The following is a 14,439-nucleotide window of genomic DNA, read 5'->3' as shown; positions in this document are numbered from 1 at the left end:
TCGTCCCGGACAGGATAGGCGGGAGGCGCCGAGCGCCCTTCGGTACGGGGCGGTCAGCCCCCGTTTCTCGGGGCCCACATGATCACTGCCATCCCGGCCAGGCAGATCGCGGCCCCGGTGATGTCCCAGCGGTCCGGCCGGTACCCGTCCGCGACCACCCCCCACAGGATCGAGCCCGCGACGAAGATGCCGCCGTACGCCGCCAGGATGCGGCCGAAGTGCGCGTCGGGCTGGAAGGTGGCCACGAAGCCGTACGCGCCGAGCGCGAGGACGCCGCCGGCCATCCACAGCCAGCCGCGGTGTTCGCGGACGCCCTGCCAGATCAGCCAGGCGCCGCCGATCTCGAAGAGGGCGGCGAGCACGAACAGGGCGGCGGAGCGGGCGATGAGCATGGCAGCAGCCTGTCACGCGCGCTGTCACCTGATGGAGGACGCCTGCGGGGCGCCCCCGCGCGGGATACATCCGTACGTCCACGGCGCCGGAGTGAGGAGTGGGGCATGCGGAGGGTTCTTGCGGCGGCGGCGGTGCTGGCCGCGGTCTGCGGGGCGGTGGGTCCCGCGCGGGCCGTCGGAGGCGGTCCGGAGGCCGACCTCGCCTACCACGGTGCCGCCTCGCTGGCCGACGGGCGCGTGGAGGTGCGGTGCACGCCCGGCACCTTCGGGCTGTCCGCCGTACCGGACGCGACGGTACGGCTGCGCTGGTCGCGGGCGCTGACGGACGCGCAGACGCTGCCGGCGGGGTGCGCGCGGTCGGAGTCGCGGGCGGTGCTGTGCCGGGTGGGGGCGCTGGCGGCGGACGAGGTGGGGGAGCGGATCGGGCTTCGGGTACGGCTGCGGGGCGCGCCGTCGGAGGTGCTGCTGCAGATCGACACGGTGTGGAGCGGCGGCACGGTGGACCGGAACCGGCAGAACGACCGGCAGCGGGTGCTCGTCCTGGCCACGGGCGATGACTACTACTTCTGAGCCGCGGCTGCCGCGGTCGCCACGGCTGCCGTGGCTTCCGGGGCGGTGGACCTCTGCGTCGTACGATCTCTGCACGGTGCAGAAGTGAGGAGCTGGGCATGGCGGGTAGATCACGGGAGCGGCTGCTGGAGGAGCTGTCCACGGTCTCGCGCCGTTACATGGCCTCGTACGCCCTGTTCAACCAGGCCGTGGCGGACCGCATCGGGCTGCATCCGACGGATCTGCAGTGCCTGAACCTGCTCACGCTGGAGGGCGGGCCGGTCACCACGGGCCGGATCGCCGAGCTGACGGGGCTGACGACCGGGTCGGCGACGCGGCTGGTGGACCGGCTGGAGAGGGCCGGGTACGTCGTACGGCGGCGGGACGCGGCCGACCGGCGCAAGGTCCTCGTGCTGACGGTGCCGGAGAAGATCGCCGAGTTCGGCCGGATGTGGGAGCGGCTGAGCGGCGGCTGGTCCACCCTCTTCGACGACCTGGACGACACCCAGCTCGCCGTGGTCGTCGGGCACATGAGGCGGACGGTCGATTTCAGCGCCCGGCAGATCACCCGGCTGCGCACCGGGGACGTCTAGCGCGCGTCCGGGCGTTCTCCTCGACGTCCCTGAGCGGACATGGTGAAGTCCGGAGCGGTTCGGCAGTGCCCCCGAAGGGGCGCGGGGAACTGCGCGATCGGCCACGACGGCGCCGCGGACGGCCGACGGCACAGCGCGGCACTTCCAGCGGAGCGCTCAGTGGTCGTGCCGGGGAGCCTCGCGGGGCAGCAGGCGTACGAGGGGGAGGCACACCGCCACGGTCGCGGTGACCACCGCCAGGCTCGTGTGCAGGGCGTGTGTCTCGCCTCTGTCGGCCGTGCCGAAGTACACGGTGGTCACGGCCGCCGCCCCGATCGCGTTGGCCAGTTGCTGCACCGCGTTGAGGGAGCCGCTCGCGCTGCCGGCCTCCTCGGGGGCGATGTCGCCGATGGTGACGTCGTAGACCGTGCCGAAGCAGGTGCCCATGCCGAGGCCGGTGAGGAGCAGGGGCGGAACGAGGGCCCAGGTGCCGTGGCCGGCGAGCAGGGCGAGGCAGCCGCAGCCGGCCAGGATCAGCAGCAGTCCGGCGACGACCAGTCGGCGGCCGTGGCGGTGGATGAGCCGGTGGCAGGCGATGGAGGCGACGACGATCCCGGCGGACACGGGGATCAGGCCGAGCGCGGTGCCCGCGGGGGAGCGGCCGAGGCCGCGCTGGAAGTAGAGGGAGACGACGTAGAGCAGGCCCGCGACGGCTGCGAAGGCGAGCACACCCAGGATCAGGCCCGAGGTGAAGCCGCGGTTGCGCAGGAGGGTGGGCCGGATCAGCGGTTCGGGCGCCGTGCGCTGGCGGTGGCAGAAGGCGGCGAACAGGGCGAGGCCGGCGAGGAGGAGGGCGAGCGGTCGGGCTCCCCAGTCGCCGCCCGAGCCGTCGATGAGGCCGCCGAGCAGGCCGAGCAGGGCGCCTGCGAGAAGGGCTGAGCCGCGGCCGTCCACGGAGACGGACGGGTCGCCGGTGTCGCGGGGGAGCAGACGGGTGGCGGCGAGCAGGGCCGCGCCGCCGAGGAGCAGGTTGATCAGGAACATGGGGCGCCAGCCAAGGCCCCCGAGGTCGGCGTCGACCAGGAACCCGGCGAGGATCGGCCCGCCGACGGCGGACAGCCCCATGACGGGCCCGAACAGGCTGAACGCCTTGCCGATCTCCTCCCGGGGCCAGGTCGCGCCGAGGATGCCGAAGCCCTGCGGGATGACGAGCGCCCCGAAGGCGCCCTGCACGAGCCGGGCGACGACCAGCACGGCCGGGTCGGGGGCCAGCCCGCAGGCCAGTGAGGCCGCCACGAACCCGGCGAGGCCGAGCAGGAACAGCCGCCGGCGCCCGTACTTGTCGCCGAGCCGCCCGCCGGGCACGAGCAGCACGCCGAGCGCGAGGGCGTAGGCGGCGCCGAGCCACTGCACGAGGCCCGGACCGCCGCCGAGGTCTCTCGTGATCGTCGGCGCGGCGATGTTGGTGATGGTCGCGTCGAGGAGGTCGAGGACGTCGGCGGCGAGGACGACGGCGAGGACGGCCCAGCGGGTGCGGGCGGGAAGACGGGCTTCATCTATTGCATTACGAAGAATCTGCGTCACGCAGATAAATATCGGCGAGGGAGGCGGGAGGGTCAAGCGCATTTCCTCGGGGGCGGATCGGTCCCGGCTCAGACCCGGCTCAGCCGACCCCACCGCCCTGTGCCGCGTACGCCGTCGGTGGCACCCCCACCGTCGCCGTGAAGTCCCGCACCAGATGGGCCTGGTCGGCATAGCCGAGGTCGGCGGCGAGGGCGGCCCAGTCGAGCTTGTCGGAGGACTCGGCGCGCTCCAGGGCCTCGTGGATGCGGTAGCGCAGGATGACCCACTTCGGGCCCACGCCGACGTGGGCGGCGAACAGGCGCTGCAGCAGTCGTACGGACATGCCCTCCGTGCGGGCCAGTTCGGTGACGCGGCGGATGGAGCGGTCGGCGCGGGCGCGTTCGACCAGGGCCGCGGCGAGCTCGGCCTGGGGGTCGGGCCGTGGATCCCGGGCGAGGAGGAAGGCGTCGAGGGCGGTGATGCGGGCCGTCTCGTGGTCGGGGGTGAGGACGGCGGCGAGATCGGCGTCCGGGAGGACCTCGAGGGAGCGGACCCGGTGGCCTGTCCACGCGCTCACCGGCCGGTCCGGCGCGAAGGCGCGGAAGCGACCCGGTCGGAACTTGATGCCGCACACCCGGCCCCGCCCCTCCAGCTTCTGGGTGAAGAGGCCGTGCTGGACGCCGGCGATCTCCACGAAGGGCTCCTGGCCCTCGAAGCGCTGGAAGACGATGTGCACGGCGGGATGCGGGACCACGTGCGAGACGTAGGGCTCGGGGAGGTCCCAGTCGATCAGCCAGTAGTGCTCGACGTACGCGCGCAGCGGCTCGGCGGCGTCGGGGCGGCGGAAGTCCACGCGGGCGAGGAAGTCCGCGGCGCCGACGATGCCTCGGGTGTCACGGCGTGCGGCGGCCATGTCGGGATCGTAGGACGGGCCACTGACAGTCCGCGGAATCGGGCCACTGGCAGCCCGCGGAATACGGGGGACTCGGGCCTCGTTGGAGGGGTATAGTTGAACCGTCAACAACTTGGAGGTCGAGCGACCATGCAGTTCGGGATCTTCAGCGTCGGCGATGTGACGCCGGACCCCACCACGGGGCGTACGCCGACCGAGCGTGAGCGCATCAAGGCCATGGTCGCCATCGCCCTGAAGGCCGAGGAGGTCGGCCTGGACGTCTTCGCGACCGGCGAGCACCACAACCCGCCGTTCGTGCCCTCGTCCCCGACGACGATGCTCGGGTACGTCGCCGCGCGCACGGAGAGGCTGATCCTCTCCACCTCCACCACCCTCATCACCACCAACGACCCGGTGAAGATCGCCGAGGACTTCGCGATGCTCCAGCACCTGGCCGACGGCCGGGTGGACCTGATGATGGGCCGCGGCAACACCGGGCCGGTCTACCCCTGGTTCGGACAGGACATCCGCCAGGGCATCAACCTCGCGATAGAGAACTACGCGCTGCTGCGCCGCCTGTGGCGCGAGGACGTCGTGGACTGGGAGGGGAAGTTCCGCACGCCGTTGCAGGGCTTCACCTCGACGCCCCGCCCGCTGGACGGTGTCCCGCCCTTCGTCTGGCACGGCTCGATCCGCTCGCCGGAGATCGCCGAGCAGGCCGCGTACTACGGCGACGGGTTCTTCCACAACAACATCTTCTGGCCGGCCGACCACACCAAGCGCATGGTCGAGCTGTACCGGACCCGGTACGCGCACTACGGGCACGGGACGCCGGAGCAGGCGATCGTGGGCCTCGGCGGCCAGGTCTTCATGCGGAAGAACTCGCAGGACGCGGTGCGCGAGTTCCGTCCGTACTTCGACAACGCGCCGGTGTACGGCCACGGGCCCTCGCTCGAGGACTTCACCGACCAGACCCCGCTGACCGTCGGCTCCCCGCAGGAGGCCATCGAGAAGACGCTCTCCTTCCGGGAGTACGCCGGTGACTACCAGCGCCAGCTGTTCCTGGTGGACCACGCCGGGCTGCCGCTGAAGACCGTGCTGGAGCAGCTCGACATGCTGGGCGAGGAGGTCGTGCCGGTGCTGCGCAAGGAGTTCGCGGCGGGCCGCCCGGCGGACGTACCGGAGGCACCGACCCACGCGTCGCTGCTCGCCGACGCACAGAACCACGCAGAGAAGCACGCACAGAACGACGCGGAGAAGGCCGCGGTCGCGGATGAGGAGGTCGTCGCATGAAGCTCGTCGTCGTCTCGGCGGGGCTGAGCGTCCCGTCGTCCACGCGGTTGCTGGCCGACCGGCTGGCCGCGGCGGTGGGCCGGCAGGCGCCGGTCGAGGTCGAGGTGGTCGAGCTGCGCGACCTCGCCGTGGAGATCGCGCACAACTTCACCAACGGCTTCCCGGGCCGCGCTCTGGCCGCCGCGCAGGACGCCGTGACCTCGGCGGACGGACTGGTCGTCGTCACGCCGGTGTTCTCGGCCTCCTACAGCGGCCTGTTCAAGTCGTTCTTCGACGTCCTCGACAAGGACGCGCTGGACGGCAAGCCGGTCCTGATCGCGGCGACGGGCGGCTCGGCCCGCCACTCGCTGGTCCTGGACCACGCGCTGCGTCCGCTGTTCGCGTATCTGCGGGCGGTGGTCGTGCCCACCGGGGTGTACGCGGCCTCGGAGGACTGGGGCGCGGAGGGCCTGGAGGGGCGGATCGAACGGGCGGCGGGGGAGCTGGCCGGGCTGATGACGGGGCTGTCGGGGCGCTCCGGACGCCCGGAGCTCTCGGGGCTCTCGGGGCTCTCGGGTCCGAGGCGGGCCAAGGACGACCTGGAGGTCGTGCCGTTCGCGCAGCAGCTGGCGGCGCTCTCCCCCACCGGTCCGTCCGGCGTGTGAGCGGTACGGCCGGCCTTCGGTGAGAAGACGGTAGGCGTAGGTCTCCGGTTGCCCGTGTGACGGTGAGAGGCCGGTAAAAAGGGTGATCGTCGGTCCGCTCACCTCGGCCGAACCGCCACAGAGCTTGGCAGACTGGGTACGTGCCCCAAACTGTGCTGCTCGCCGAAGACGACCGCGCCATCCGCCACGCGCTGGAGCGCGCCCTGAGCCTGGAGGGCTACCAGGTCACCGCGGTCGCCGACGGTGTCGAGGCACTGGCGCAGGCCCACAAGACCCCGCCCGACGTGCTGCTGCTCGACGTGATGATGCCGGGCATCGACGGCCTCCAGGTCTGCCGGGTCCTGCGCGCCGAGGGCGACCGCACCCCCATCCTCATGCTCACCGCGCTCGTCGAGACCGCGGACCGCATCGCCGGCCTGGACGCCGGCGCCGACGACTACGTGGTCAAGCCCTTCGACGTCGAGGAGGTCTTCGCCCGGCTGCGGGCCCTGCTGCGCCGCAGCAGCCAGGAGAACGGCGCCGTGCCCGACGTACCGCCGAAGGAGGCCAAGGGGGCCAAGGACGCCTTCCCGTCCTCCGGCCGTCAGATCGAGGCCGCCGGGCTGCGCATGGACGTCCAGGCCCGGCGCGCCTGGCGCGGGGAGCGCGAGCTGGAGCTGACCCGTACCGAGTTCGAGCTGCTGGAACTGCTGGTGCGCAACGCCGGCATCGTGCTCGACCACTCCACGATCTACGACCGGATCTGGGGCTACGACTTCGGCCCCGGCTCGAAGAACCTCGCCGTGTACGTCGGCTACCTGCGCCGCAAGCTCGACGAGCCCGGCGCGCCCGCGCTGATCCACACGGTCCGTGGCGTGGGTTACGTGCTCCGGGAGGACTGAGTGGGCCGGCTCAGGCGGCTGCTGGCCAGACGGCGGCCCGGGCTGGTCTCCCTGCGCACCACCTTCGCGGTGTCGTTCGCGACGGTCACCGCCTGTGTGACCGTGCTGGTCGGCGTGCTGTCCTACAGCGCGGCGGCGCGGCTGGTGCGGGTGGACCAGGAGTCGGTGTTCGACCAGGTCGTGCAGGATCTGCGGGACGAGGTGCGCCAGCACCGGATGACCCCGGACGACTTCTCCTCGTCGGCTCCGGGCCACGACATCGTGCGGCCGGCCCGGACGGACGTCCAGGTACTGGGTCCGGACGGCAAGGTCGTCGACTCCGGGAGCCCCGGGCTGCCGGTGACGGCGGCCGACCGGGCGATCGCCGCGACGCGCACGGCCGCGAGGATGGTCGAGCACAAGGACGTCGGCGTCGACGCGGACGTCTACCGCATCGCGACCGTGTCGCTCGGCGACGGGCGGGGTGCCGTGCAGGTGGCGCAGGAGTTCAGCGACACCGAGGATCTGCTGCGGGCGCTGCAGCAGCGCACGCTGATCCTGATGGCCGCCGTCGTCACCGCCGCCGGTCTGTTCGGCTGGTGGCTGGCCCGGCGCATCACCCGCCGGCTGATCATCCTTACCTCGGCCGCGGAGGACGTGGCCCGCACCCGCCGGCTCGGCATCGATGTGCCGGTCACCGGATACGACGAGGTGGGCCGCCTCGGCCGCGCCTTCGACCGGATGCTCGGCCGGCTCGCCCAGTCGGAGGAGGACCAGCGGCGCCTGGTCCAGGACGCGGGGCATGAACTGCGCACCCCGCTCACCTCCCTGCGTACGAACATCTCCCTGCTGCGCCGCATCGACGAACTGCCGCCCTCGACGAGGGAGGAACTGGTCGCCGACCTCGGCCAGGAGGCACGCGAACTCACCGATCTCGTCAACGAGTTGGTCGATCTCGCCGCCGGACAGTCCGACACGGAGCCGCCGCAGCGGGTGGACCTCGTCGACATCGCCGAGGACGTCGCGGGGGTCGCACGGCGACGTACCGGACGGGACGTCATGGTCCGCTCGAGCGGCGACACCACGACGGACGGGCGGCTCGGGATGCTGACCCGGGCGATGTCCAACCTCGTGGAGAACGCGGCGAAGTTCGACCGCGACGGCACCGGTCCCATCGAGATCGCCGTCTCCGGGCCCGCCCGGACCGGCACGGTCCGCGTCGAGGTCCTCGACCGGGGCCCCGGCATCGCCGACTGCGACCTCGTGCGCGTCTTCGACCGCTTCTACCGCGCCGCCGACGCCCGCTCCCTCCCCGGCTCCGGCCTCGGTCTCTCCATCGTCCGCGAGGTGGCCATGGCCCACGGCGGCGCCTCCTTCGCCTTCCAGCGCGAGGGGGGCGGGGCGGTCATCGGCTTCACGGTGGGCGGAGTACCGGGGAGCACGGTCCGCGAGACGGGCTGACGGAGGCCCCGGACCGGCCGGCCCGACTTCCCGCCCACGGCCGACACCGCGAGATGACGGAGGGGGCCCGAGGGCGATGTGCGGGCGGTGGAACACTGGGGCGGTCGGTCGGCGGGGAGGGGGCTGGGTGTGGCGGCTGGCAGGGTGTGGGGCGGGGTGGGAGCCGGGATCGTGGGGCTGGTTCTGGGGGGTGCGCTCGTCATGCATGAGGTGCGGGCGAGTGGTCATGGGCTGCACGCTGCGGCCCGGGGCGACAGCGCTGCCTGTCGGCGGGTCGTGGACGGGTATCCCTCCGGGCTCGCGGGGCTCGAGCGTGCCGATGCCGGGGTGCCCGGCGCTGCCGTGTGGGGCGACGGGGCGGTGACGGCGCGTTGCGGGCTGGAGCCGCCTGCCGCCACGACCGACGTCTGCGTGAACGTCGATGACGTCGACTGGGTCTGGCGGCCGAGAGCGCACGACGGCCGCAAGGTGCTGGTCACGTACGGCCGCGACCCCGCCGTGGAGATCGAGATCTCGGACCGGGTCACCGCCGTCGACGACGTCCTCGTCGAACTCAGCGGCGCGGTACGGCCGCTCGCCCCGCACGCCAGATGCATCGGCGAGGACGACGTACCGACGACCGGCTGAACGGAGCGGCCGGCCATCGCGGTCATGCGGCGCGCGCGCTGACCCCCAGCAGCACCAGCGCCAGCACCTGCACGCCCGCCACCACCGCGATCAGCGCCGGGATCGACGTGCCGTACAGCGCGCCGGTCAGCGCCCCGCCCGCCAGGCTCGCCGCGCCCACCACCCCGGCGAAGACGCCGTAGGCCGTCGCGCGCCGGCCCGGCGGCACCAGGTCGGCGACCGTCGCACGGAGGGTGGACTCCTGAACGCCCATGGCCGCGCCCCACACCAGGGAACCCGCCACCGCGAACCCCACGGTCGCCGTGAACGCCAGCGCCGGGACCACGGCCGCCAGCACCGGCAGGACCACCAGCACGCGGGCCCCCTGACGGTCGTACAGCCAGCCGGTCGCCAGTGCGGCGAGCGCGTCGACGGCCATGGCGGCGGCGTACAGGACCGGCACCCAGGCGGCGGCCAGCAGATGCCGTTCGACCAGGTGGTACGAGAGCACGCCGAAGGTGGTGAAGCCGGCGGTGGTGGTGGCGGTGAACGCCGCGTACGTCCAGAAGGCGCGGGGGAGTCGGCTGCCCGCCGCGGGTGCGGACTCCGGGGTGGCGGGCTCGTGCTCATGAGGTGGGTGTTCCTCTTCGTACGACCGTGGGTTCGGGACCCTCGACCGCAGCCACACCAGCAGCACCAGCACCGCGACGCCGGGGAGGGCGAGGACGCCGAGGGCGGGGCCGTAGTCACCGCCGGTGAGGGCGAGCACCCCGGCCACGACGAGCGGGCCGACCAGGGCGCCGACCTGGTCCATCGCCTCGTGCACGGCGAACCCGCGGCCACGGCCGGTCGCGGCGGTGGCATGGGAGAGGAGCGTGTCCTTCGCCGGGGACCGCACGGCCTTGCCGACCCGCTCGGCGATCACCAGCGCGCAGGCCGCCCACAGCGCGCCGACCACGCCCAGCAGCGGTACGGAGACGACCGTCAGCGCGTATCCGGCGATCGCCAGCCCCCAGAAGCGGCGGGTTCGGTCCGCGAGCGGGCCGGAGACCAGCCGAAGCCCCAGCGCCGCCGCCTCCCCGGCCCCCGTCACCACGCCCACCACCAGCGCCGACGCGCCCAGCGACGCCAGCAGCGGGCCGGTGACCGAGCGGGCGCCCTCGTACACGAAGTCGGCGAGCAGACTCACGGTCCCGAACCACAGCACGAACCGCCACGGGCGCATCAAGGTCATCCGGCGTGCCTACCCCTGCGTCGGGTACGGCACCACACTCACCCGCAGGGTGAAGACGGGCCGGGCCGCGCCCGCCACGTCCGGGGCCTTCGCCAGCGCGCTGATCCTGGCGGTGCCGCCCCGGGTGCCGGCGCTGCGCAGCGAGGCATGCGCGGTGCCGTCCGCGTCCCGCCGCCAGCCGGAGACCACGACGAAGGCGGGGGCGGAGGTGTTCACGGCCGTCCAGCGGCGGTCGTCGACGCGGGGCCGCAGCACCAGCGTCACGACGGTGCCGGGCCGCACGCACAACTGCCGCTCGACCGGGTCGCCCGGCGCGACGGTGACCTCCGCGTGCCCGGCGACGCAGCCCGCCGCGGAGGCGGACGCACTCGGGGACGCGGGCCGGCTCCCGGAGGGGCTGGCCGGAGGAGTGGGCGAGGGGCTCGCGGGAGCGGTGGACGACGGGCCGGCCGACGGACTGGCGGGTGGTCCCGACGAACGGCCGGGGGACGGCGAAGCCGACCCGCCACCACCTCCCGTGGACCCGCCGCACGCCACCAGCGCGACCACCCCGGCCGCCACCCACACCCCGGCCCACCACCGCATCCCGCACCTCCCGGTCCGCGCGTACGGACACCAGGATGCCCCCGATTCCGTCCGCTGGTGTCTGGCCGGGGGTGAACGCGGGCTGCCGCTGATCGTCTCGGTCGTGGTCGCCGCCCAGACGGCACTGCACGAGGCGTTCCCCCTCGCCCGGTCGGCCACCGGGACAGCCGGGTCTACGACCGCCATGGACATGAGCGGCATGGGCTCGATGGACATGAGCACGATGGGACATGAGCACGATGGACGGGGCGCCGACGCACGCCACGTCCCATACCGCGGCCGTCTGACCGGCGCCGGGTTCGAACGGGGTCGGCCGGGCCGGCGGGCGCCGGGTGAGAAGACGATCGGGCCGACCCCGTCAGGGATCATGTTGATGCTTTGAGGGAGTTGTTGCAAGTATGTTGCAATAAGACGCGGTAAGAGGGCTCCGCGGAGACGATCACCGGTCGCCGCGGTCGCCGCGGACGCGTTGGGCGACGTCGCGCAGCTTGATGTTGTGCTGCTGGGATATGCGGCGCAGTACGTCGAAGGCGTCGTCCTCGCTCAGCCTGTGGCGTTCCATGAGGATGCCCATGGCCTCGCCGATGGCGTGCCGGGTCTTCATGGCGTCCTCGAGCTGGTCGATGGTGCGGGCGTCGGCCAGGGCCACGGCGGCGTGCGAGGCCAGCAGCCAGCCGGCGGTCTCGATGTCCTTGCCGAAGGCGCCGGGGCGGCGGGAGTACAGGTTCAGCGCGCCGAAGTCCTCGTCATGGGTGTAGAGCAGCACACCGGTCATGCTGCCGATGCCGAGATCACGGGCCGCCGCGGCGAACCGCGGCCAGGTCGGCTGCGGTCCGGTGAGATCCGCTATGCGGAACACCCGCTCGCCGTCCGCGCCCTTCACGCCGCGGGCGAGGTCGAAGCACGGCCCCTCGGCCAGCTCGCCCTGCAGCCGGTCGGACGCCTCGACCATCTCCCCGCAGGAGGCCAGCGTGACCGCCCGGCCCTTGCGGATCGCCAGGATCCCGGCCGCGTCGCAGCCCTCCACGAGCCGCACCGCCGAGGCTGCGATCTCGTCCAGCGTCCCCTGCAGCGACTCCTGCGCGAGCAGGTTCCGTGCGAGCTGGGCCATCGCCTCGGCGAATTCCCGCCACTCCACCGCCATCACCCACCTCGACACCAGTGCGGCAACCCTACCCTCGGGCACCGGGCGCGTCTTTGTCACAGCTTGATCAGGCGCGGCTCCTTCCTTGGGTCTGCCATGTCCGCGCCATGGCTACGATGGGCCGACTTCGGGGGCTGGAGGGGGAGTTGAAGATGGTGCGACGGATGATGGTGCGAAGAAGAACGCTCGCTGTCGTGGGCGTGGCCGCGCTGGCGCCGCTGTTCGTGTCCGCCGCCGCCGCGCAGGCGGCGTCGGCCTCACTGACCGTGACCACGCTGGGGCGGCACGGCGCCAAGGTCGCGACGACGGTCACGGTCGTCGCCGTGCCGTCCGGCCGGACGTACAGCGTCAGTTCCGGAAAGCGGCTCGGTCTGCCGTCGGGGCGCTACCTGGCGATGACCGACATCTACGAGAGCGCCCCGGACGGTCTGGGCACCGACACCATCGGCGCGCAGGTCGTCCAGGTGTCGGGAAACAAGGCGGTGACGCTGGACGCGCGCAAGGGCAAGGCCGTGAAGGTGTCGCTGGACACGCCCGCCGACGTGACGGGCCCGCCGCGGATCAGCGCGCAGGTGTGCGCCGCCAGCATGGACATGCCGGACGCGTTCAGCGCGGGCGGCTGGAACGACGAGGGCTCCCTGTACGCCATCCCCAACTCCTCCCCGCTGCTGCAGTTCGGGTACCTGGCGCAGTGGTCGGGCGACGACGGCTACGTCGTCGTGAAGAACAGCAAGGGCATCCCGGCAGCGCCCGGCGGGTCGTTCAAGCGGTCCCAGCTGGCGAGCGTGCACTTCGCGGTGCGCAGCGGAACCGAGATGGGCACCCAGGTCTACACCGCGCTCCAGGCCGAGCCGAAGGTCGACGACTGCACGACCGACCTGATGGCCGGGGTGCGCGACGACAACGCCCCGTACGGCGCCACCGTCCATGTCACCCCCGGGACCTGGCAGCCGCGCGACGACATCAGCGGAAGCAACGGCGAGGACGTCAGCGGCGGTTTCCCGAAGCTGCGGACACTGAAGACGGGGCAGAGCGTCACGCAGTCCTTCGGCCGGGCGGTGTGGGGTCCGACGCACAACCTGCCGCTGCTCGGGGACCGGTCCGTCACCTTCTGGCCGGACGGCCTGGTCAATGACCCCGACGTGGGCGGTGGTTCGGGGGACATCACGAAGGAGACGGTGGTCCTGTCCAAGGGGGCCACCACCGTCAAGAAGCAGACCCTGACGGACTGGCGCAACAGCGACGACGAGTTCTCCGCCCCCGTTCGCTCGGCCGGCTGGTACCGCCTGACGGTCGACGGCCAGCGCTACCGTCCGGGCATCACCTTCCCCGCCGGCATGCTGAGCTCGCGCGTCACCCTCGACTGGCACTTCAAGGTGGCCGACCCGGCCAGGGCGTGGGTCGCGCCGGTCTTCCTGACCCGCTTCCTGCCCGCCGGGCTGAACAGCCACAACCAGGCCGCGCCGAACTCCACCACGACGGTCGGTGTGACCCCCGGGCGTGAGTCCCAGGGACCCGACACGAGGCTCACCGGCGTGACCGTCAAGTCCGTCCGGGTCTGGTCGTCCGCCGACGGCGGCAGGACCTGGAAGGCGGCGACCGTGACCCACTCCGGCACGGCCTGGCAGGCGTCCGTCCACAACCCGGCCTCCGGCGCCGTCGCCCTGCGCTCCGAGGTGACGGACACCGCCGGGGACAGCTCGGTGCAGACGGTGTACCGGGCGTACGCCATCGGCTGAGACGGCCCGGGGCGCGGGCCGCTCTCGTCAGGCGCCGGCGCCGCCGTCGACGGGGACGATGGCACCGCTCACGTAGGAGGCGCGATCGCTGAGCAGCCATGCGGCGGCCTCGGCCACCTCGCGGGGCTCGGCCATGCGGCCGAGCGGAGTGGCCGCGTTGTTGGCCTCGACCACGCCCGGGGTCGCCGCCTCCCACGCGTCGATCATCTCGGTGGCGGTGCCGCCGGGGGTGATGCCGTTGACGCGGATGCCCTCCGGGCCCCAGGTCCTGGCCGCGGTCTCGGTGATGCTGTTGAGCGCGCGCTTCATGGCGCCGTAGGCGGGCAGGACGGGGTTGGCGCGGCGGCTGCCGATGCTGGAGGTGTTGACGATCGCCCCGCCGCCGGCGCGGCGCATGAGTGCGGCCTCGGCGTTCATGGCGGTCCAGTGCGAGCGGAAGTTCACGGCGAACTGCGCGTCGATGTCCTCGTCGCTGGTGGTGTCGAGCGGGCCCGGCTGCTGGATCACCGCGCCGTTGTTGAAGGCGCCGTCGAGTCGTCCGTGCAGTTCCCCGACGCGGTCGACCGCGGCGCGGATGCTCGCGGGATCGGCGAGGTCCAGGGTGACGGCGTCGGCGGTACCGCCTTCGGAGCGGATCTCCTTGACGATCCGCTCCAGGGCGTCGGTGCCGCGGGCGGCGAGCACGACGGCGGCGCCCTCGGCGGCGAAGAGCCGGGCGGCGGCCGCCCCGATGCCGCGGCTGGCGCCGGTGATGAACACGACCTTGCCGGTGAGCAGGCCGACGGGTGCGCTGTGTGCGGTGTCTGTGGTCTTCGGGGTCTTCGTGGTGTTCGTGGTGTTCGTCATGACACCCAAGCGTCCGGTCGCCCGCCGGCCGGATACAGGCACAGGCTGTACCAGGATCC

At 72.9% G+C, this 14,439-nt stretch carries 16 protein-coding genes; 9 read left to right on the top strand and 7 right to left on the bottom strand.

Annotated features, from left to right (window positions below):
• Positions 1-53: 53 nt before the first annotated feature.
• Entirely contained in the window at positions 54-392 is a 339-nt protein-coding gene (locus ABZ453_RS17275) for a YnfA family protein (protein ID WP_133043477.1), read from the bottom strand.
• Between the two features lie 105 nt (positions 393-497).
• On the opposite strand from ABZ453_RS17275, the gene ABZ453_RS17270 reads away from it, so the two are divergent.
• Positions 498-962 (top strand): hypothetical protein, encoded by a 465-nt coding sequence (locus tag ABZ453_RS17270; protein WP_359015790.1) that lies wholly within the window; start codon positions 498-500, stop codon positions 960-962.
• Between the two features lie 98 nt (positions 963-1,060).
• Complete coding sequence (locus ABZ453_RS17265; protein WP_359015789.1) at positions 1,061-1,534, top strand: MarR family transcriptional regulator; 474 nt, start codon at positions 1,061-1,063, stop codon at positions 1,532-1,534.
• 156 nt (positions 1,535-1,690) lie between these two features.
• On the opposite strand, the gene ABZ453_RS17260 is transcribed toward ABZ453_RS17265, so the two are convergent.
• Positions 1,691-3,097 (bottom strand): MFS transporter, encoded by a 1,407-nt coding sequence (locus ABZ453_RS17260; RefSeq protein WP_359015788.1) that lies wholly within the window; start codon positions 3,095-3,097, stop codon positions 1,691-1,693.
• Positions 3,098-3,176: 79 nt separating this feature from the next.
• Positions 3,177-3,989 (bottom strand): helix-turn-helix domain-containing protein, encoded by an 813-nt coding sequence (locus ABZ453_RS17255; RefSeq protein WP_359015787.1) that lies wholly within the window; start codon positions 3,987-3,989, stop codon positions 3,177-3,179.
• Between the two features lie 129 nt (positions 3,990-4,118).
• On the opposite strand from ABZ453_RS17255, the gene ABZ453_RS17250 reads away from it, so the two are divergent.
• From ABZ453_RS17250 to ABZ453_RS17230, 5 genes are all read left to right on the top strand, one after another.
• Entirely contained in the window at positions 4,119-5,261 is a 1,143-nt protein-coding gene (locus ABZ453_RS17250; protein ID WP_359015786.1) for an LLM class flavin-dependent oxidoreductase, read from the top strand.
• Positions 5,258-5,905, top strand: coding sequence for an FMN reductase (locus ABZ453_RS17245; RefSeq protein ID WP_359015785.1), 648 nt, complete (start codon positions 5,258-5,260; stop codon positions 5,903-5,905). Before ABZ453_RS17250 ends, ABZ453_RS17245 begins: the two co-directional genes overlap by 4 nt.
• Positions 5,906-6,045: 140 nt before the next feature.
• Positions 6,046-6,786, top strand: a complete 741-nt coding sequence (locus tag ABZ453_RS17240) for a response regulator transcription factor (protein WP_359015784.1) — start codon at positions 6,046-6,048, stop codon at positions 6,784-6,786.
• Complete coding sequence (locus ABZ453_RS17235; RefSeq protein ID WP_359015783.1) at positions 6,787-8,226, top strand: HAMP domain-containing sensor histidine kinase; 1,440 nt, start codon at positions 6,787-6,789, stop codon at positions 8,224-8,226.
• 171 nt (positions 8,227-8,397) lie between these two features.
• Positions 8,398-8,853, top strand: a complete 456-nt coding sequence (locus ABZ453_RS17230) for a DUF3515 family protein (RefSeq protein WP_359015782.1) — start codon at positions 8,398-8,400, stop codon at positions 8,851-8,853.
• Between the two features lie 22 nt (positions 8,854-8,875).
• Here the strand turns inward: ABZ453_RS17230 and ABZ453_RS17225 are convergent, their stop codons facing one another.
• On the bottom strand, positions 8,876-10,066 hold the full coding sequence (locus ABZ453_RS17225; RefSeq protein WP_359015781.1) for an MFS transporter: 1,191 nt from the start codon (positions 10,064-10,066) through the stop codon (positions 8,876-8,878).
• A 9-nt stretch (positions 10,067-10,075) separates the two neighbouring features.
• Positions 10,076-10,348 (bottom strand): acetyl-CoA synthetase, encoded by a 273-nt coding sequence (locus ABZ453_RS17220; RefSeq protein ID WP_359015780.1) that lies wholly within the window; start codon positions 10,346-10,348, stop codon positions 10,076-10,078.
• Between ABZ453_RS17220 and ABZ453_RS17215 the strand changes: the two genes are divergently transcribed.
• Entirely contained in the window at positions 10,335-11,033 is a 699-nt protein-coding gene (locus ABZ453_RS17215) for a hypothetical protein (protein WP_359015827.1), read from the top strand. The two genes, ABZ453_RS17220 and ABZ453_RS17215, sit on opposite strands and share 14 nt — an antisense overlap.
• Positions 11,034-11,090: 57 nt before the next feature.
• Here the strand turns inward: ABZ453_RS17215 and ABZ453_RS17210 are convergent, their stop codons facing one another.
• On the bottom strand, positions 11,091-11,795 hold the full coding sequence (locus tag ABZ453_RS17210; protein WP_359015825.1) for a GAF and ANTAR domain-containing protein: 705 nt from the start codon (positions 11,793-11,795) through the stop codon (positions 11,091-11,093).
• Between the two features lie 116 nt (positions 11,796-11,911).
• Between ABZ453_RS17210 and ABZ453_RS17205 the strand changes: the two genes are divergently transcribed.
• Positions 11,912-13,534 carry a hypothetical protein gene (locus tag ABZ453_RS17205; protein WP_359015779.1) on the top strand — a complete coding sequence of 541 codons (1,623 nt, stop codon included), beginning with the start codon at positions 11,912-11,914 and terminating at the stop codon, positions 13,532-13,534.
• 27 nt (positions 13,535-13,561) lie between these two features.
• Here the strand turns inward: ABZ453_RS17205 and ABZ453_RS17200 are convergent, their stop codons facing one another.
• On the bottom strand, positions 13,562-14,380 hold the full coding sequence (locus ABZ453_RS17200; protein ID WP_359015778.1) for an SDR family NAD(P)-dependent oxidoreductase: 819 nt from the start codon (positions 14,378-14,380) through the stop codon (positions 13,562-13,564).
• Positions 14,381-14,439 lie beyond the last annotated feature (59 nt).

Source organism: Streptomyces sp. NPDC005799 (genome assembly GCF_040630525.1).
Lineage (GTDB): Bacteria > Actinomycetota > Actinomycetes > Streptomycetales > Streptomycetaceae > Streptomyces > Streptomyces griseorubiginosus_B.
This window is presented reverse-complemented; position numbering and strand designations above follow the sequence as displayed.